We start from the raw sequence: 18,548 nt of genomic DNA on the forward strand, positions 1-18,548 counted from the left end.
GGAAAGAGGCGGACCCGTGCAGGTCCGCCCCTCCTCTTGATCAGAAGCCGCCGCCGATCTGCGCGAGGAGCGACCAGGTGTCGGCGCCGGGCTCGTCGTTGACCGGCGTGATGCTCGAGCCCAGGTTGTCGAAGAAGGCCGGGCGGTAGTTGAAGCGCGCGCCGACCTTGATGCTCTCGGTGAGCATGCGATCCGCGCCCACGCCGACGGGGACGACGAGCGTGAAGCCGTCACCGTATCTGCCCGCGAAGCCGGCGTACCCGACGCCGCCGACGATGAACGGCTGGAGCGGGAGGCGGTTCGCCTCGGCGAGGTTGTAACGGAAGCCTGCGTCGAGCGACGTCATCACGAGCTGGGTGCGGGTATCGGCGCGGGTGTTGGCGCTTCCGAGGTAGTTGCCTTCGACCGCCCAGCGATCGTTGATCATGCCGGTGACGCGCACGTTCCAGCCGGGGCCGAGGCTGCCGACGCCGCCCAGGAACCCGACGATGCCCGCGCCGCCTTCCACGGAGTACGCCGTCGGCCTCGGGATCTGGCGAATGGCGGGCTGATCGGCCGGCGGCAGGCCGCGCCGGGTGTCCTGCGCGTGGGCCAAGGTCGGCGCTCCCAGGGCGGCAAAAGCCACGAGGGCCGCCACGATTCGTCCGGTGGTCATTGCTTCCTCCTCAGCGAATGCTCGAGGTCCTTGCCGAGAACGAGTCTCGCCTTGCACGTGTCCCGGTGCATGCTGCGGGCCATGGTGGCTGTGCAGGTCGGACCCTGCACGTCCAGACGGGCGGTCCGGACCCGAGTCGTGCCGCGAGAGCGGACAGCAGGCGCGCGAGGCGCGGCGTCACGCGGCGAAGGTCAGGTCGCCGTGGGCTGTCAAGCCTTTGTTGTTGCCGCCCGAGGCGCTTCGGGCAGAGAGTAGAGGAGCGACGACGAAAGCCTCGGGGAGGGCGCGGATGCTGGGCGGCGGATCCGCGCGGGGGTGAAGGCCGTAGTTGGATCACCAAGGTATCGAGGAGCAGACGATGAACGCGAAGAGCATTTACGAGACCCTCGCGGCCCTCGGCGCGAGCGCGATGATTGCAGGTTGTGCCGGGACGCAGGAGCCCGTGAAGGCCGCCGAGGAGCCGCAGGCCGAGGCCCCCGCAAGCGCCGCGACGGACGAGAAGAAGGCCGAGTCGACGGCAGGGACGGAGGCGGCAGGCGCGACGAACGCGGCGGCCGCGCCCACGGAAGCCCCGGCGGCGGCGGCAGCTCCGGCGGCGCCCGCAGCGACGCCCGCGCCCGCAGCGGCGCCGGCTCCGGCGACGACGGCGAAGGCCGCTCCGAAGGCCGCTCCGAAAAAGGCCGCGGCGCCCAAGAAGGGCGCGGAGGCGGCCTGCGGCGAAGGATCCTGCGGCTAACGGGTGGCTTTCGGGTCGACGATCACGGGAGTCGGCCTCGGGCTCAGGTTCGACTTTCTCGACGACGTGCTCGCGCGGGTCGAGGCGGACGCGCCGCTCGGGCCCGCGCAGTTTTTCGAGGTCGCGCCGGAAAACTACATGCGCCGGGGCGGGTTCGTCCCGGCTGCGCTCGAACGGATCGCGGCGCGATGTCCGCTGCTCTCGCACGGGCTCTCGATGTCCCTCGGCGGGCTCGATCCCTTGGATGACGCGTACATGCGCGAGCTCGCCGCCTTCACGCGGCGGTTCGGCGTGCCGTTCCACTCGGACCACCTGTGTTTTTCGGGGTTCGGGGGGCGCATGGCGCACGAGCTGTTGCCGCTGCCGCAGACGCGGGGCGCAGCGGCGTACGTGGCCGCGCGGGTGCGGGAGGCCGAGGATCGGCTCGGATTGCCGATGGTGGTGGAGAACATCACGCGGTACGTCGTGCCAGGCGCGCCGGAGATGGAGGAGGCGGCGTTCGTCGCAGAGGTGCTCGATCGTTCGGGGTCAAAACTTCTGCTCGACGTGAACAACGTGTACGTGAACGCGATCAACGACGGCACGGATCCGCTCGCGTTTCTCGCGGAGATCCCGCTCGATCGGGTCGCCGCGATCCATGTGGCGGGGCACGAGAAGCGCGCCGGGACGGACCTCGTGATCGATACGCACGGCGCAGACGTGCTCGGCGAGGTGCTGTCGCTGCTCACGTGGACGATCGAGCGGACAGGGCCCGTGCCCGTGGTGCTGGAGCGGGATCACGCGATCCCGCCGCTCGACGAGCTGCTGCGGGAGCTGTCGCGGGTCGAAGCGGCCTACCAGGCAGGGCTCGCGGCGCGGGAGGCGCGGGCGCGTGGCTGAAGAAGAGGAGGGGCGGGCCGCGATCGCCGAGGTCGCGGCGACGTTCGCGGCGGTCGTGCAAGGGCCGCCGGCGGAGACGCGGCTCGGGGTGTACAGGTCGCTCGTTCGCCGCGGAATCGTGGGGGCCGTACGGGCGCAGATGCCTCGCACGGCGGCTGCGCTCGGGGCGCAGTTCGAGGCGACGCTGGACCTTTGGCTCGACGAGGCGCTGCCGCGCTCGCCGTACCTGCGTGACGCCGCGGCCGAGTTCGTCGGTTGGGCTGCAGCGCGATGGGCCGCGGATCCGACCGTTCCGCCGTGGATTGCCGATCTAGCGCGTCACGAGGTCGCGCGATTCGAGGTCGCAGCGGCGGCTGTGGCGGGCGAGCCGAGCGGCCTTCCGCTCGCGCTCGATCGGGCGGTCGTGTTCGGCGGCGCGGCCCGGGTCGTTCGGACCACGTGGGCCGTGCACCGCTTGCCGGAGGAAACGTCGGGCGAGCCGCAAGAACAGCCCACGGCCTTGCTCCTGTACCGGGACGGGGCGCACGAGGTCCGATGCCTCGTGCTCTCGCCGCTCGCGGCCGCGATCCTCATGCGGCTCCTCGAAGGCGCGCGGCTCGGGGAGGCGGTGACGGCGGCGTGTACGGCGCTCGGGGAGCCGCTCGACGAGGCGGTGTTGCGAGGCACGTCCGAGGTGCTCGCGGACCTCGGGGAGCGCGGGGTGGTCCTCGGCGCGGTCGAGCAAGGAAATCACGATCCCGGCACGCACGCGGCGGGCGAGCGCGGTATAGTCGCCCGCGAACGAACATGAGCCGACACCTCCGCGTTTTCCCATGACGACGAGCCCGCAACAGGACCCGCTCGGCATCACCGGGACGATTCTCGCCGAGAAATACCGGATCGACGCGCTCATCGGCGAGGGTGGCTTCAGCGTCGTCTACCGCGCCGAGCACCTCATCTGGCAGCAGCCGGTCGCGATCAAGTGCTTCCGCATCCTCGCGCAAGCGCCCGAGAACAAACGCGACGAGCTGCTCGACGGGTTCATCCAGGAAGGCCGGCTGCTCGCGAGCCTATCGAGCCGCTCGGCGGCGATCGTGCAGGCGCGCGACATCGGCAAGTTCACGACCGCGGACGGGATGTGGATCCCGTACATGGTGCTCGAGTGGCTCGAAGGAAAGACGCTCGATCACGTGCTCTTCGTGGAGCGCGTGAGCGGCGCGAAGCCGCGCGAGATCCACGAGGCGCTCGCGCTGCTCGAACCCGTCGCCGTGGCGCTCGAGATCGCGCACGCGAAGAACATCGCGCACCGCGACATCAAGCCCGCAAATATCTTCGTCATCGGCGATCCGCGCGGGCCCTCGCCGTTCACGAAGATCCTCGACTTCGGCATCGCGAAGGTGATGGCCGATCACGCGGCGGCGACGGCGGAGCTCGCGCAGACGGGCAAGGAGATCACCGCGTTCACGCCGAACTACGGGGCGCCCGAGCAGTTCAGCCGATCGTACGGCGCGACGGGTCCGTGGACCGACGTGTTCGCGATGGCGCTCATCATGGTCGAGGTGTTGCGCGGCGGGATCCCGGCGTTCGAAGGCGAGGATTTCATCCAGTTCGCCCTCGCGAGCCGTGATCCGATGCGCCGGCCGACGCCACGCACGCTCGGCGTGCAAGTCTCGCCCGAGGTCGAGGCCGTGTTCGAGAAGGCGCTCGCGGTCGCGCCGACGGACAGGTACCCGTCGATGGGTCGCTTCTGGGCCGCGCTGCACGAGGCCGTGTTCCCGGACATCGCGTGGAACCCGGGCACGACGAGCGGCGTGTCGTCGTCGATCACGTCGTCGCCCGGCGGACGAGCGGCGTCACGCGCGAGCATGCCAGGAGCGCTGCAGGAGACGCTCCCGCGCCCGAACGGCGGCACCGCGGTGATGCAAGGATCGCCCGCGCTGACAGGATCGCAGGGCGCGCAGCAACGCACGACGCAGGACCCGCCGGGATCGCTGGCGACGCCGCCCGCCGCGCCGAGTGCGCCGACGGGCAACACGCCGGCCGCGGATCAGGGCAAGGGGCTCATGGCGTTCGCGGCGTTCGCGGCGATCGCGCTGCTCGGCGGCAGCTTCGCCGCGTACAAGATGTTCACGAAGCCCTCGGGCGGAACGCCGACGGTGGCCTCGTCCGCGCCGGTGGCAAGCGTGGCGCCGAACGCGAGCTCGTCAGCAGCGATCGCTGCGGCCGCGCGGCCGACGGAGTGCCCGGCGGGGATGGTGCTCGTGCCGGGCGGCAAGTTCTTCATGGGCTCGGACGAAGCGTCGTTCAAGCTTTGGCAACCGGCGCACAAGGTCATTCTCGACACGTTCTGCGTCGACCTGCACGAGGTGACGGCGGCCGAGTACAAGGAGTGCTCGGATCAGGGCGAATGCAAGCGCCCGGAGGTCGCGCCGAACTGGCCGAAGACGGCCGGGAGCACGGACGAGGAGCACGAGAAGAAGCGCGAGGCGTACTCGGAGTTCTGCACGTTCGGCAAGGCGGGCCGCGAGAACCATCCGGCCAACTGCGTGAGCTGGCACCAGGCCGACGGGTACTGCAAGTTCCGCAAGAAGCGCCTGCCGACGGAGGCGGAGTGGGAGTACGCGGCGCGCGGCTCCGACGGGCGCAAGTTCCCCTGGGGCGCGGACGAGGCCGCGGCAGGGCACATGAACGCGGGCGGCAAGGAGTGGGCGGCGTGGGAGAAGGCGCAAGGCCTCAAGCTCACGGGCACGCTCTACGACATTGACGACGGCTACCCGGGCACGGCGCCCGTCGGCAGCTTCCCGAAGGGCAAGACGCGCTTCGGCGCCGACGACTTCGTGGGCAACGTGTGGGAGTGGACCGCGGACTGGTACGAGACCTACAAGGCCGACGAAGAGCAGATCAACCCGAAGGGCGCGCCCGCGGGTGACAGGAAGGCGATCCGCGGCGGCGGCTTCAACGGCGGCGTGCAGCAGTGGCTCAATCCTGCGTTCCGGTTCCACCAGGTGCCGGACGCGACGACGCCGGTGATCGGGTTCCGCTGCGTGATGAACCTTTGAGGTCCAAGCGCCCGCGGAGCCGCGCCGCGACGAGCCCGATCGACGTGCCGACGAGCGCGCCCACGAGGATGTCGCTCGGGTAGTGCACGGCGAGGAAGCAACGCGACCAGGCGACGAGTGCGGCGAAGACGAACGCAGGAACGGCGAACACCGGGCGCACGGAGGCGACGAACGCGGCGAACGCGAACGAGCCTGCGGCGTGTCCGCTCGGGAAGGAGTGTCCGCCGGGCGAGGCGATGAAGACGGCTTCGCAGGCGTCGAGCGCGTCGCAGGGGCGGACGCGGCCGACGAGGGCCTTCACGGTGGAGACGAGGGCGCTCGTTGCGACGAGCGCGGCGACGAGGCGCACGGTCGTGGCGCGGGTCGCGTCGCGCGCGAGGAAGGGGATGAAAGCGAGCATGCCCCAGCCGCCGCCGAGGAAGGTGACGGCGACAAAGAGAGGCGTGGCCCAGGCGGGCGAGCCGCGGGCGGCGCGGAGGAGGGCCTCGTCGGCCACCAAGATCCCATCGAGGAGGCTCAAGCGCGGAGAGGATATTCTCTGGCGCCGGCTCCCTGCTAGGTTGTCTGGCCGTGCCGGTCCCCGACCATCTCCTCGGCGATACGTCGGTGACGGGGCCGCTCGGCTCCCTCGCCTTGTCCCAGGTGCGCCCTGGGAGCACCGTACTCGCGCTGCGGGCGGTGAAGTGGCACGAGGGGCTCGGGCGGCTCGGCGTCGTCTTGCCGTTCGCGCTCGTGCACGACGTGGGGCTGCTCTTCGCGACGTCGCGTGATCACGTGGAGATCGGCCCGCGCTGCGAGCCCGCGTCGATCGCGCGCGGGATGCCGGATCTCCAGCGGCTGCTCGACGGCTACCGGCGCGTGCTCGAAGAGCTCGGGCAGAGCGAGGCGGCGCGGCGCGCGCCGGAGCTCAAGATGAGCGACGATCTCGTCATCGTACTGCTCTCGCGGCTGCTCGGCGCGGTCGCGTCGCGCGTGAACGTGCCGCCGGCGTACCGCGCGGCAGTGCCGATGGACGCGTCGCTCTTCGAGCGGATCGACACGCAGCTCCCGCAGCTCTTCTCCACGGCGCGACGTGGCTTCGAGGCGTCGGCGATCTCGGCGCTGGAGGTCTCGCGGCTCTTCGTGCTGACGATGACGGACGCGCTCGACCTCGACACGCTCCGGCTCTTCGGCATGCTCGGCGCGGAGGGCGCGGGCGGCGCGCTGACGCAGGTCGATCTGCTCGCGGCGCTCGAGTCGCCGGAGGCGAACGACATCGTGAACTTCTCGCTGGAGATCCTGCCGAGCGTGCTGGAGACGAAGACACGGCCGGCGGCGGGGACGACGGCAGCGCACGGGTACTCGGGGATCGGGACGCGTGGATCGATCGACGGGCTCGTGCTCACGGAGCTCGCCTGGGACGACCTCGAGCTCGCGCGGAGGTTGCTCGACAACGAGGTGCTTTACTACGCGCGCGAGCAGAGCCGCGACGAGCAGAAGCGGGTGCATTACCTGCTCGTCGACGCATCGGCATCGATGCGCGGCGACCGGCAGACGTTCGCGCGCGGGATGGCGATCGCCACGGCGAAGAAGCTCTTGCTCGAAGGCGAGGACGTGGCGTTCCGCTTCTTCGACGCGCGGCTCTACGAGATCCACCGGGCGCACGGGGACAAGCTGCCGACGGCGCACGTGCTCTCGTTCAAGGGCGAGCGCGGTCGAAACCCGGCGCGCGTGTTCGCCGAGCTCTCGACGGAGCTCGATCTGCACCGGCACCGCGATCCACGCTCGCCCGTCGTGCACCTCTTCACGCACGCGGCGCTCTACATTCCACGCGAGATGGTGCAGGCGGTGCGGCGCTCGGCGCACATCGCGGCCGTGTTCATCCTGCCCTCGGGCGGCAAGCTCGACCTCGACTACCTCGACCTGCTCGACGCGCACTGGGTCGTCGACCACGCGACCTTGTCGAGCGGCTCGGCGCGCGCCAACGCGGCGCGGTCGATCCTCGATCAGACGACGGCGTCCTCCGGGGAAGAGGCGGGCAAGGGCGCGGCGAAAGGGGCGGAAGCGTGAGCGGCCGGCCGGTTTCCGATCTGCGCGAAGAAGCACGGATGGCGAGCGCGCGGGGCGACCTCGGGCGGGCGCGGACTGCACTCGTCTCGGCGCTCGGACAGACCATCGCGCGCGAGGAGGAATACGCCGCCGCGGTCCGCGATCTGCGCGAGGTGCTCGTCGCGATCGGCGATCAGCGCGGCGCGCTCACGCTCGACTGGTACACGGGCAGCGAGAAGGGGCAGCGGGACCTCGTGACGAGCGGGCGCGTGCCGATGATCGATCGCGCGCGCACCTACCTCGCGTGGGCGGATCGGGCCGAGGACGCGTCGCGCAAGCAGGCGCTCTACGCGAAGGCCGCGGACGAGTACGAGTCGGCGGGCCTCGTGGCGCAGGCGGCGATCGCGCGGGAACGCGGCGGCGATCTGTACCGGTCGCGCGCGCTCTGGTCGCGTCTGTCGCAGGTCCTCGGCGCGTCGGGCGGGGACTTTTACGCGGCGGGGCTCGCGCGCTTCAACCTCGCGCGGACGTCGATGCGCACGGGCGAGCCCGCGGCCGCGCGCGAGGCCGTGGTGGCGTCGGTGCACCTGCTCGAAGAGGCGGCGGATCGGTACGAGACGATCGGCCAGCGCGAGCGCGCGTTCGACTGCTACCAGGTGCTCATCGCGATCGGCCGGGAGAGCGGCGAGTTCGAGCACGTGCTCGAGGGCTACGTGAACGTGATCCGCATCCTGCGCGAGGATCACCTGCGTTATTACGCGCTCCAATCGTACGAGGAGGCGCTCTCCGCGGCGGAGAAGCAGAAGGAGGTCTCGGCGGCGGCCACGCTCGCGCGCGAGATGAGCGCCTACGCGCGGAAGGAGGGGCTCCCGGCCGTGGCGAACTTCGGGACGCTCGCGCAGGCGCGGCTCTGGCAGGAGGTCGCCGAAGCGTCGAAGGCGCGCGGCGCGCCGCCGTCGATCGCGGAGAACGCGCTGCTCGCGGCGGTGATCGCGCTCGGCGAGGCGGGGCAGTACGGCAAGGTCGGCGGCGTCTACGAGAAGCTCGCGGCGCTCGACCTCGAAGAGGCGCGGCGCAAGCACTACACGAACGCGCGCAAGCGCTACGTCGAAGCGCAGGACCTCCGGATCGAGAGCCAGCCCTTGCCGGCGCACCTCCGCCACGAGGTCGGCTTCCCCGAGGTTTGGCACGTCGATCTCGTCGAGTGGGAGCAACGCGGCAGCGCGAGCCAGGCCGCAGGCGACGTCGTGCTCGACCCGTCTGCGTGGTCGGAGGTAACGCGACGACGCGCCATGCTCGCGCGACTCACGGCGCTCGCGATCGAGGCCGAGGAGGAAGCCTCGCCCGGACGAACGGCGCAAAGCCAGCTCTACGCCACGCTCGCCGAGCAGCTCGCGCTGGTCGAGCTCTACACGATCCTCTCGCCGCTCGAGGCTCTCTTCCGCAGGCCCGAGCGCGAGGTACGGATCGCCGTGGTCCGCGCGCTCTCGCGGTTCCTTTACAAGCGTACGTTCATCACGCTGCGCGACGCGCTCGTCGATGCCGAGGGCGGCGTCGTCCAGGAGGGCGCCAAGGCGCTTGAAGAACTGCGATTCCCGCACGCGTTTGATCCGCTCTCCCGCATCTACCGCGAGTCGCCGAGCCCCGTGGTGCGCGCCTCTGCGGTGAAGGCGCTCGCGCGCATCGACACGCTGGAGGCGGCCGAGATGCTCCTCGGGGTGATCGAGCATGACGGCCGCGAGGAGCGTCAGGCTGCGATCGAGGCCCTCAAAAGAGCGCGCGGCATGAAGTTCGTCGACGTCGCGAAGTCCGCCCTTCCTGGCCTCTCGAGCGCGGCCCAATCGGCCGTCCGCGAGGTCCTCCGAAGCCGCGGCATCGGCTGAAAACCCCCTGGTCATAGGCCTTTCCAGCCACCGGATTTCAATGTCCGCGTACGTCTCGTACGGGGACATCAGGTCCGGACCGGACACGGGATTCCAACTCGTCCCGAGCGATCCGGAGACGAAGATGGCCTATGCATGGACTCATGGACGGCGCGCTTCGGGGGGAGCGTCTCACTAGGCCGTCCCGGCCCCCGGGAAGTTGCTGCTCGACAAGGTCGACTTCTCGGCGACTCCCGGTGGCCGGCGTCTTTTGAGGCGCTTCGCCGGGGAGAAGGATCGGCGGACGGTCACTCTCCCCGGCGAAGCGCGAGGCGCTCCGCAGAGCCGCTACGGCGTCAGGATCGACGCGAGCGCCGGGACGAGCGCCGGGTACTGGAACACGTAGCCAAGCTCCTTGGCGCGTGCAGGCACCACACGTTGGCCCGTCGTCAAAATCATGACGGCCTCGCTCCCGAGCGCGACCTTCACCGCGACCTCGGGCGTCGTGAACCACGAGGGCCTGCGCATCACGCGACCGATCGCCGTCGCCAGCTCCTTGCTCGTCGCAGGCTCGGGCGAGACGACGTTGAGCGGGCCGCGCGCGCGCGTGTCGTTCAGCGCGAGGAGCGCGAGGCCCACGACGTCCTCCGCGTGCACCCACGCGATCACCTGCGAGCCCGGCGCGATCGGCCCGCCCGCGAACATCTTGAAGGGCAAGAGCATCTTCTCCAGCGCGCCGCCGCCCTCGCCGAGCACGACCCCGATCCGCAGCATCACCGTGCGCACGCCGAGCGCCTCGGCCTTCGCCGCCTCGGCCTCCCACTGCTCGACCACGTCCGCGAGAAACCCTTCGCCGCGGCTGCCCGTCTCGTCGAGCGCCTCGTTCGGCGGCCTCGGCCCGTAGTAGCCGACGGCCGACGCGCACACGAACACCTCGGGCTTCTTCTCGGCGCGACGGATGCCTTCGACGACGAGGCGCGTCGAGTCCACGCGGCTCGCGACGATCGCGCGGCGGGCCTCGTCGGTCCATCGCTGCGCGACGGGCTCGCCCGCGAGGTGCACGATCGCGGACGCGCGCCCGATCTCGTCGAGCCACGGACCTTCGTGCTCGGGATCCCACGCGACGGCCGTCGCACCTCGAGGCAGCTTGCTTCGCGCTCGGTTGGGATCCCGCGTGAGCACTGTCACGCGATCACCGCGCTGGAGAAGCGTCTCCGTGAGACGCCGGCCGATGAACCCGGTGCCGCCCGTCAAAAGGACCGTCTTCACCACGGCGCTCTTTACCATGGTAAGAGGCTACGGACATGAACCTCGAGGTCTTCCGCAAGCTCCCGCTCGGCGGCACCGATCGCCGCGCCATCGTCCAAGCGCTGGCCCAGGACGGCCCTCGTGTCGCGCGGGAGCTCCTCGCTGCGCAGCGGACCCTGCTCAGACCGCGCGGCGCGCGCCTCGCGAAGGACACGGCCGTCGTCATCCTCGGCGGCTCGAACGGCATCACGCGGGCCCTCGCGGTGCAGCTCCTCTTCGGCGAGCGCGCGGCCGTCTTCGGCGTGCACTACGACAGCGAAAAGATGCAGATCGGCGGCCACCACGTCGCGGCGCTCGTCGAGGCAGCGACGGCCGAGGGGCTCACGGCGCGCATCTGGAACGCGGACGCGACGAAGCCCGAGACGGTGGAGGAGGTCGTCGCGGCGCTGAAGGGTCAGTACCGCGCGGTCCACCTCGTCAACGGCATCGCGGCGGGCGCGACAAAGCGGTACGCCGAGCATGGCCCGACGAACGTGAAGGACATCGACGTCGTGTTTGATCCGATCCTGCAGATCCCGGATTTCGGCCGACCGGAGAACATCCGTCGTGTCGGGCTCGTGGAGGTCGAGGTCGCGACGGACACGGACATCGAGCGGACGAACCGGTTCATGGGCACGTCGTCGCTCCTCTGGGCAGAGCCGCTCGCGGCGGCGGGCCTGCTCGCGCGGGGCGAGAGCGTCGTTTCGTTCTGCGATTACGATTACGAGCCCGACGATCCGGTCTACGCGATGGGCCCGCTCGCCGGCGCGAAGAAGCTCCAGCGGCAGACGATGCAGGAGATCCAAGATCGATTCGGGGTGCGGACGGTGCGCCTTTGTTATCCGGCCGTGGGGACGACGGCGCTCGGCGCGATCCCCGGCGGCCTGCTCATGTACGGGCTCTCGGCGCAGATCCTCAAGGAGCGCGGGCAATACCAGGACGTCCTCGAGCTCGGGGCGGCGACGGCGCCGATCTTCGCGCCGGAGTTCCGGAGCTCGGTCTTCCGCCTCGACGAGGCCTACCAGGCGGCGTTGCCCGAGTTCCACCAGCGCAAGGACGCGCTCTCGCCGGAAAACCTGCGGCAGTCGTTCACGAACCTGTATCGATGACGGGCGCGACCTCCAGGGTCGACTCGTAGCGGCCGACCTGCGGGCGCTCGCCGAGGTCGATGATCTTCAGGAAGGCGAGCAGCCGGATCACGTGCCACGTCGGGTCGAGCTCCCAGGCGCGCACCGCGAAATTCGGGGCCTGGCCGAAGCGATGGTGGTTGTTCTGGAAGAGCTCGCCCATCGTCAGGAAGTCGAACGGCAGCGTATTGCGCGAGTCGTCCTTGCTATCGAAGTTCCGGTATCCATACCGGTGACCGCACCAGTTGACGATCGCGCCGTGAATGACGCCCATCAGGAAGTGCACGGGCAAAAGCAAGAACTGCCAAAAGGCTGTCGCGAACACGAGATAAAAGACGACATACGCCGCGCCCCAGGCGAGCCGCCCCGGCCAGTCGCTGCCGATGCGGTCGACGAGGTCCCACGCGGGATATCCGCCGTCGAACTTCGGCTCGGGCTTCTCGATGCGATAGGCGAGGTCGTGATAACGCTTCTTCGTCCCCCACATCATCGCGAATGGATTGCCCGTGTAGCGTGGTGAATGCGGATCCCGCTCCGTGTCACTATAGGCGTGGTGATGCCGATGCAGGATGGCATAAGCCCGCGGCACGAGGAACGAGGAGCCCTGCGCGACGAACGTGAGCAGATAAAAGAAGCGCTCCCAGCCCTTGCTCATCGTGAACATGCGGTGGGAGGCATAGCGATGAAGGAAAAACGTCTGGCAAAATATGGACAACGTCCAGTGCCCGACGAAGAACAGCACGATTGCCATCGCTCCTTGGTAAGCGACATGGGACGGCACGCACCGTCACGGGAGAGTCATCTTTCCGTCGGTCCACGGACAGCGAGAGGGTGGGAAGGCCAGAAACCACCTCGGCCCGACCCGCGCCGCGATCCACGTTTTGAGCTTTGAATGAACCGTGGACGGCGTCGTCCAAGTTTTTTGGCCAAGCGGCGAACGGGAACCCGAGCCCGTTCGCGCGTGTTGGCTCGCCTTGTGGCTCGCTTGCTTCCGATGCTTCGCTCCGTCGTGGGGCTCTTGCCCCCGGTTGGCCCGAGCGGAGAGCTCTGCTAGCCTCGGCACGTCCTTGTCGAACTCGGGTGCTTACCTGGGAGGAACTCGAATGAAGATGCGATTCTTTGCGATGCTCGGTGCAGTGGCTTGTATGGCGTTGGCGGCGGGATGTGTCGTCGTCGACAACACCGGCAGCGGCGGCTCCGGTGGCGACGGCGGCTCGGGTCCGGGCGTCGGCGGCGGCGGCGGCAACGGCGGCAACGGCGGCCAGGGCGGCCAGGGCGGCCAGGGCGGCTCCGGCGGCTCGGCGTGCACCGAGTCCTGTGGTGAGGCGGCCTCGGATCCCGAGCTCACCTTCTGCGACACGCCCGACGGCAAGGCCGCGGACGAGCTCTACAGCGCGGCGTACGCCTGCACCTGCGAGTCCGGCAACATCTGCGAGGCGCTCTGCAAGGACAGCCTCTGCACGGGCGGTGCCCCGAACGCCGACTGCCTCGCCTGCATGAACGATCCGGCGAAGTGCGGCCCCGCGGTCAGCGCTTGCTCGAACGACGTCTGATCGGCCACGCATTCACCCATCGCGCGAGCGGCCTCCGGTCTTCCGGGGCCGCTCGCGGCTTTTTGTGCTCCAAAGGACGCCGGCCCGAAGGCATGCTAACGAGCCAGCCCGTGAAGGCCATCATCATCGGCGCAGGCCGCGGCAGCCGGCTCCGCCACCTGACCGAAGAGATCCCGAAGACCCTGGTCCCCGTCCTCGGACGCCCGATGCTCGACGGCATCCTCGAGGCGCTCGCTGCCGGCGGCTTCGCCCGCAAGGACATCATCTTCATCTGCGGCTACAAGGCCGAGGTCATCCAGGCGCGGTACCCCGACCTGACCTACGTCGAGAACACGCGCTGGGAGCACAACAACATCCTCGCCTCGCTGCTCTGCGCCCGCGAGCACCTCGCCGAGGGCTTCGTGTCCACGTACGCGGACATCGTCTACCGCCCCGAGATCGTCGCCGATCTCGTGCGCGCGCCCTGGGACATCACGCTCGCCTGCGACACGGACTGGCGGAGGCGCTACCACGGCCGCTCGCAGCACCCGGAGACCGACGCGGAAAAGATGCGCGCGGACGACCGGCGTGTCGTGGAGCTGTCCCGGCGGATCGTATCGGAGCAGGCGGCGGGCGAGTTCATCGGCGTGATGAAACTGTCGGCCGACGGCGCGCGGCGGTTCGTGCACGCCTACGACGAGGCGAAGGTCGCGCATCCGGAGGGCGTGTTCCGGGAGGGACGTACGTTCGAGAAGGCGTACCTGATCGACCTCTTGCAGCACATGTTGGAGCGGGGCGAGGCGATGCACCGCGTGGACACGTTCGGCGGGTACATGGAGATCGATACCGTCGAGGATGCTTCGCTCGCCCAGTCGTGGTGGAGCGGAGGCCAGCCGGCCGGCTGAAATCGCAGCGCGCGGGGAACTCCTGGCCAGCCCTGGGTTACGCTTGGGGGACAAAGGAGGCGCGGGCATGCGGCGAGCTTGGGCCGAGGGCGTAGGGACGTTCATCGTGGTCTTCGCGGGGTGCGGGGCGGCGGCTGTGGGCGGGGCGGCGCTCGGGACGATCGGGATCGCGCTCGCGTTCGGGCTCGCGTTCGCCGCCGCCGCGCTCGCGCTCTGTCCGGTGAGCGGGGCGCACCTGAACCCGGCCGTCACCGTGGCCGCCGCGCTCGCCGGGCGGATGCGGGCGCGTGACGTGCTGCCGTACGTCGCGGCGCAGATCGCGGGCGCGACCGCAGGCGTCGGGCTCGCCGTGACGATCGCGCGAGGCAGGCCGGGCGGGGCGCCGGGCGTGTTCGACGCGCTCTCGGGCGGGTTCGGGCGGCACTCGCCCGGGTTCTACGGCGCAAACGCCGCGCTCGCCGCGGAGATCGGCCTCTCGGCGATCCTCGCGTTCGTCCTGCTCGGCGGGGCGGATCGCGCGCGCCCGGCCACGCAGCATGCGCTCTCGGCCGCGGCGGGCGGCATCGGCATCACGCTCGTGCACCTCGTGGGCATGCCCGTCACGGGGCTGCCGGCGCATCCGGCGCGCGCGCTCGGTGCGGCGCTCTGCGCGGGCGGGGTCGCGCTCGATCAGCTCTGGGTATTCGTGCTCGGTCCGCTCGTCGGCGGCGCAATCGCGGCGATGGCGCTTCGGATTTTGTTCACGCCCGAACGATCGAGCGAAGGCGCCCGCGCGACGGCCGAGCGCGCGCGCTGAGCGCCTCCCTCAGCCAAGCTGAAAGCGAACGGCCGGCAGATCCACGGCGGCCGTATCAACGACGAGCGTCTCGCCGCCGCGGAGCACGTCACGTGGTCGTACGGGCGCGAAGCTTTCGTCGGGCTTCTTCCGGCGGCTCACGATGCGGCACGGCAAGCGGTCTTCGAGGTCCATCACCGTCACCTCGGCCTGCGACGCGCCGACCGTGACTTCGGCCGTCACGCGCACGACATCGTCGATCCGGTAGGCGGCGTGCACGCCCTCGTACGTCGCCTGGATGGCGATGAGCGGCGCGGAGAGCGCGCTCGTCGAGAACGACTGATCGAGCCCGAGCGCGCCGCCGACCTTCCCCGCGAGCCTTTGATCGAACATGCGCATCACCACGCGCACGCTCGGGTTCATGCGCTTCGCGTCGAGCGCGATCTCCAGGTTCGCGAGGTCGTCGCTCGTCGCGCACACGACGGCCTTCGCGCGCTTGGCGCCGACCTTCTCGAGCAGCTCGTCGCGACGCGCATCGCCGATGTGCACGGGCACGCCCTTCTCGCGCACCTGCTCGATGAAACCCTTCGTGTCGTTCTGCTCGATCGCCACGACGTCCTCGCCGAGGATGCAGAGCTCCTCGATCACGCGGTAGCCCACGTGCCCGACGCCGCACACCACGACGTGCCCGTTCATCATGTCGGTCATGATCGAGGTCCACACCTCCCGGCGCGTCGCGAGGTCGAAGAGCGACGCGCCGATCTTGAAGACGCCCTGCGCGAGCAGGAAGAGACCCGCGAGCGGGGTCAACCAGAAGACGGCGCGCGCGACGGGCGTGTGAGGAAAGGGCTCGGTCGGTTCGAAGACGAGAAGCGTCCAGAGCGACCAGACCGTCTCGGAGAAGTCGGGCAAAGGCTCGCCGCCGCGCCGGAGATCCCAGCGCAGCACGAACGTCGCGACGATGAGGTAGAGGGAGGCGTAAAGGAGGGGCGGCCCCATCCGCCGCAGGACGTAACCTGCGGCGGCGATGCGGAGCCTGACCGATCGGAAGCGACGGCGCTTCGAGATCAGTCTTCCTCTTCCGTGACCTTGAAGCCGCTGTCCTTGATGACCTTGTCCTGGACCATCGGCGGGCAGATCGCGAGGTGGTCGACGCTCATCGAGAACGTGCCCTTGCCCTGCGTCATGCTCTTCAGCTTCGACTCGTACTCGAGCACCTCGGAGAGCGGGACGTACGCGTTCACGATCGTCTGATCCTCGACCGTGTCCGTGCCGAGGATGCGGCCGCGACGGCTGTTGATGTCGCCGATCACGTCACCCGTCGCCACGCTCGGCGCGACGACCTGCATCTTCACGACCGGCTCGAGAAGCACCGCGCCGGCCTGCGCTGCGGCGGCCTTGAAGGCCTTGCTGCCGGCCATCTGGAAGGCCGCGTCGGACGAGTCGACGTCGTGGTACTTGCCGTCGTAGAGGCGCACCTTCAGGTCGACGAGCGGGAAGCCGGCGAGGAAGCCCTTCGCCATCGACTTCACGATGCCCTTCTCGACCGAGGGGATGAACTGGCGCGGGATCGCGCCGCCGACGACCGCGTCCTCGAAGAGGAAGCCCTCGCCGCGCGGCATGGGCTCCATGTCGATGTAACAAACGCCGAACTGGCCGTGGCCGCCCGTCTGCTTCTTGTGTTTGCCCTCGACGCCCGTGACGCGCTTCGTGATCGTCTCTTTGTAGGCGATGTGCGGCGCGCCGAGGCGGCAGTCGATGCCCACGCGGCGACGGATGCGCTCGACCGTGATCTCGAGGTGCAGCGAGCCGAGGCCCGACACCACGAGCTCGCGCGTCGTCTCCTCGATCGACACCGTGAGGCCCGGATCCTCCTCGGTGAGCTTGTAGAGCGCCGAGCTCACCTTGTCCTCGGCACCCTTGCCCTCGAACTTCACGCCGCGCGAGAACAGGGAAGGCGGCAGCTCCGGCGCCGTGAACAGGAACGCGTGCTTCTCGTCGGAGAGCGTCTGGCCGCTCAGCGTGGACTTGAGCTTCGCGAGCGCGACGATGTCACCGGCCTTCGCTTCGTCGATGGCCTTCGCATCCTTGCCGACGATGTTGAAGAGCTTGCCAACACGCTCGGCATTGCCCGTCGACGCGTTGAGCAGCGAGCTGTCGGCCTTGAGCGTGCCCGAGAGGACACGCGCGAACGAGGTGCGGCCCGCGTGTGGATCGATCGAGGTCTTGAAGACGAACACCGCGGTCGGCGCGTCGATCGAGCTCGGCCGCTCGGCCGCAGCCGGCGTCGAACCGACCTTGCCGCCGGGCACCGTGCCCTTCCACGTCGGATGCGCGGTGGGCGGCGGGATGAGCTCCACGATGCCGTCGAGCAGCGCCGCGACGCCGCTCGGGCGCGTGCCCGAGGCGAAGTACACGGGGACGATCTTGCCCTCGCGCACAGCGTCCCGCAGGCCCTGATCGAGCTCCTCCTGTGTGAGATCTCCTTCGGTCAGGTACTTCTCGGTGAGCTCGTCGGTCGTCCCGGCGACATCGTCGACGAGCCTCCCGCGGCCCGTCTCGAGCACGCTCGCGAGATCAGCAGGCACCGCGCCCGCCGCGATCGCGTTCGGCGCCTCGGGCTTGCCGATCCACGCCTTTTTCGTGCGCAGCGTGATGATGCCCTGGTAGTCGAGGCCCTCGCCGACGTGGTGCTCCATCACGGCGAGCGGCGCCTTGAGGCGCGCCTTGATCTCGGCGACGACGTCGTCGGGCTGCGCGTTCTCCGCGTCGACCTTCGTGACGACCACGACGATCGGCAGGCCTTGCCCGCGCGCCCAGCCGAAGACGCGCTCGGTGATCGGCTGCACGCCGTCCTTGCCGCTCACGACGAGGACCGCCGCGTCCACCGCGCCGAGCGCGAGGCGCGTCTCGGCGAGGAAGCTGCCCTCGCCGGGCGTGTCCACGACGTTCACCTTCTTGCCGTTCCAATGCAGGTAGGCAACGCTCGCTTCGAGCGAGGCGGCGTGGTCTTTCTCCTCGGCCGAGTCGTCGAGAACGCTCGACTTGTCGTCCACTTTGCCGAGCTTGGGCGTCGCCTTCGCCACGAAGAGCATGGCCTCGGCGAGCGACGTCTTGCCGGCTCCTTTGTGGCCGATCAGAGCAACGTTGCGAATGTCGCTGGGCGCGTTCGTCGTCATGGTCGGTTCCTGTCCACGCCCTCGCGCTCCCCTTGTCGCAGGGCAGATCTCCCCTCTACGCCTGTTCGGTCGCCCTTGCCAGGGGGTTTGGGTTCGAAGCTCTGTGGTTTCCACGCCGGGCCCGCGGGAGGACGGCAGCGCGTCAAGCCCCGCGCTGACCGCCCCAGACGGGAGCGGGCTCGGGTAGCATCCGCCTCCCGCTCGGGGTCGCATGCAGGTCGCTCGTTTTGCCCTTCAGTTCGCGCTCGGAATCGCTCTGACCTACGCGCTCCAGCGCTGGGACAAGAGCCGCCTGTCCGAAGAGCAGAGAGAGCGCGCCTGGAACGCGGCAACCTGGGGGGCGGTGCTCATGTGGTACGGGCCGCTCTGCATGCCGGCCTGGGGCTGGGTGACGCGGCGCGGAAAAGGGTACCTGCACGGGCTCGTGGGCCTCGTGCTCGGCGTCGTCGTGACCTTGCTGATCGCGCTTGTGGCCCAGGGCGTCGACGAGGTGTTCGTCTGGGCCGCCGGCTTGCCGCCCGATACGCCGCTCTGATGCTCGGCAC

At 69.8% G+C, this 18,548-nt stretch carries 17 protein-coding genes; 11 read left to right on the forward strand and 6 right to left on the reverse strand.

The window, feature by feature from the left end; all coding sequences use genetic code 11:
- Nucleotides 1–40 precede the first annotated feature (40 nt).
- The gene (locus POL67_RS43505; RefSeq protein ID WP_271927136.1) at nucleotides 41–655 is read right to left on the reverse strand and encodes an outer membrane beta-barrel protein; all 615 of its coding nucleotides are present in this window, start codon (nucleotides 653–655) and stop codon (nucleotides 41–43) included.
- Nucleotides 656–1,013: 358 nt separating this feature from the next.
- Between POL67_RS43505 and POL67_RS43510 the strand changes: the two genes are divergently transcribed.
- Genes POL67_RS43510 through POL67_RS43525 form a run of 4 tightly spaced genes read left to right on the forward strand, consistent with a single transcriptional unit; the run spans nucleotide 1,014 to nucleotide 5,308 of the window.
- Nucleotides 1,014–1,391 carry a hypothetical protein gene (locus POL67_RS43510; protein ID WP_271927137.1) on the forward strand — a complete coding sequence of 126 codons (378 nt, stop codon included), beginning with the start codon at nucleotides 1,014–1,016 and terminating at the stop codon, nucleotides 1,389–1,391.
- Nucleotides 1,392–1,394: 3 nt separating this feature from the next.
- Nucleotides 1,395–2,270, forward strand: coding sequence for an MbnB/TglH/ChrH family RiPP precursor modification enzyme (locus POL67_RS43515; protein ID WP_271927139.1), 876 nt, complete (start codon nucleotides 1,395–1,397; stop codon nucleotides 2,268–2,270).
- On the forward strand, nucleotides 2,263–3,060 hold the full coding sequence (locus tag POL67_RS43520; protein WP_271927141.1) for an HvfC/BufC N-terminal domain-containing protein: 798 nt from the start codon (nucleotides 2,263–2,265) through the stop codon (nucleotides 3,058–3,060). Before POL67_RS43515 ends, POL67_RS43520 begins: the two co-directional genes overlap by 8 nt.
- 22 nt (nucleotides 3,061–3,082) lie before the next feature.
- Nucleotides 3,083–5,308, forward strand: coding sequence for a bifunctional serine/threonine-protein kinase/formylglycine-generating enzyme family protein (locus tag POL67_RS43525; protein WP_271927143.1), 2,226 nt, complete (start codon nucleotides 3,083–3,085; stop codon nucleotides 5,306–5,308).
- Here the strand turns inward: POL67_RS43525 and POL67_RS43530 are convergent.
- A complete protein-coding gene (locus tag POL67_RS43530; RefSeq protein WP_271927145.1) occupies nucleotides 5,229–5,828 on the reverse strand; it encodes a phosphatase PAP2 family protein in 600 nt (199 codons plus the stop codon). The genes POL67_RS43525 and POL67_RS43530 overlap by 80 nt on opposite strands.
- Nucleotides 5,829–5,878: 50 nt before the next feature.
- Here POL67_RS43530 and POL67_RS43535 point away from each other — a divergent pair, with 50 nt between their 5' ends.
- Together POL67_RS43535 and POL67_RS43540 are read left to right on the forward strand one after the other, a co-directional pair.
- Nucleotides 5,879–7,357: a hypothetical protein gene (locus tag POL67_RS43535; RefSeq protein ID WP_271927147.1), complete on the forward strand. Its 1,479-nt coding sequence runs from the start codon at nucleotides 5,879–5,881 to the stop codon at nucleotides 7,355–7,357.
- Entirely contained in the window at nucleotides 7,354–9,219 is a 1,866-nt protein-coding gene (locus POL67_RS43540; protein ID WP_271927148.1) for a HEAT repeat domain-containing protein, read from the forward strand. Before POL67_RS43535 ends, POL67_RS43540 begins: the two co-directional genes overlap by 4 nt.
- Nucleotides 9,220–9,546: 327 nt before the next feature.
- Here the strand turns inward: POL67_RS43540 and POL67_RS43545 are convergent, their stop codons facing one another.
- Complete coding sequence (locus tag POL67_RS43545; protein ID WP_271927149.1) at nucleotides 9,547–10,485, reverse strand: TIGR01777 family oxidoreductase; 939 nt, start codon at nucleotides 10,483–10,485, stop codon at nucleotides 9,547–9,549.
- 17 nt (nucleotides 10,486–10,502) lie between these two features.
- Here POL67_RS43545 and POL67_RS43550 point away from each other — a divergent pair, with 17 nt between their 5' ends.
- On the forward strand, nucleotides 10,503–11,594 hold the full coding sequence (locus POL67_RS43550) for a hypothetical protein (RefSeq protein WP_271927150.1): 1,092 nt from the start codon (nucleotides 10,503–10,505) through the stop codon (nucleotides 11,592–11,594).
- Here POL67_RS43550 and POL67_RS43555 read toward each other — a convergent pair.
- Nucleotides 11,575–12,363: an acyl-CoA desaturase gene (locus POL67_RS43555; RefSeq protein ID WP_271927151.1), complete on the reverse strand. Its 789-nt coding sequence runs from the start codon at nucleotides 12,361–12,363 to the stop codon at nucleotides 11,575–11,577. The genes POL67_RS43550 and POL67_RS43555 overlap by 20 nt on opposite strands.
- 352 nt (nucleotides 12,364–12,715) lie before the next feature.
- On the opposite strand from POL67_RS43555, the gene POL67_RS43560 reads away from it, so the two are divergent.
- From POL67_RS43560 to POL67_RS43570, 3 genes are all read left to right on the forward strand, one after another.
- Nucleotides 12,716–13,165, forward strand: a complete 450-nt coding sequence (locus POL67_RS43560; protein WP_271927152.1) for a hypothetical protein — start codon at nucleotides 12,716–12,718, stop codon at nucleotides 13,163–13,165.
- Nucleotides 13,166–13,275: 110 nt separating this feature from the next.
- Nucleotides 13,276–14,049: a phosphocholine cytidylyltransferase family protein gene (locus POL67_RS43565; RefSeq protein WP_271927153.1), complete on the forward strand. Its 774-nt coding sequence runs from the start codon at nucleotides 13,276–13,278 to the stop codon at nucleotides 14,047–14,049.
- A gap of 67 nt (nucleotides 14,050–14,116) precedes the next feature.
- Nucleotides 14,117–14,845 carry an aquaporin gene (locus tag POL67_RS43570; RefSeq protein ID WP_271927155.1) on the forward strand — a complete coding sequence of 243 codons (729 nt, stop codon included), beginning with the start codon at nucleotides 14,117–14,119 and terminating at the stop codon, nucleotides 14,843–14,845.
- A gap of 9 nt (nucleotides 14,846–14,854) precedes the next feature.
- Here the strand turns inward: POL67_RS43570 and POL67_RS43575 are convergent, their stop codons facing one another.
- Nucleotides 14,855–15,823: a potassium channel family protein gene (locus tag POL67_RS43575; protein WP_271927157.1), complete on the reverse strand. Its 969-nt coding sequence runs from the start codon at nucleotides 15,821–15,823 to the stop codon at nucleotides 14,855–14,857.
- Between the two features lie 68 nt (nucleotides 15,824–15,891).
- On the reverse strand, nucleotides 15,892–18,003 hold the full coding sequence (gene fusA, locus POL67_RS43580) for an elongation factor G (RefSeq protein ID WP_271927159.1): 2,112 nt from the start codon (nucleotides 18,001–18,003) through the stop codon (nucleotides 15,892–15,894).
- Between the two features lie 211 nt (nucleotides 18,004–18,214).
- Here fusA and POL67_RS43585 point away from each other — a divergent pair, with 211 nt between their 5' ends.
- Nucleotides 18,215–18,538: a transcriptional regulator gene (locus POL67_RS43585; RefSeq protein ID WP_271927161.1), complete on the forward strand. Its 324-nt coding sequence runs from the start codon at nucleotides 18,215–18,217 to the stop codon at nucleotides 18,536–18,538.
- The last annotated feature ends 10 nt before the right edge of the window (nucleotides 18,539–18,548 follow it).

It is taken from the genome of Polyangium mundeleinium, from assembly GCF_028369105.1.
GTDB classification, from domain to species: domain Bacteria; phylum Myxococcota_A; class Polyangia; order Polyangiales; family Polyangiaceae; genus Polyangium; species Polyangium mundeleinium.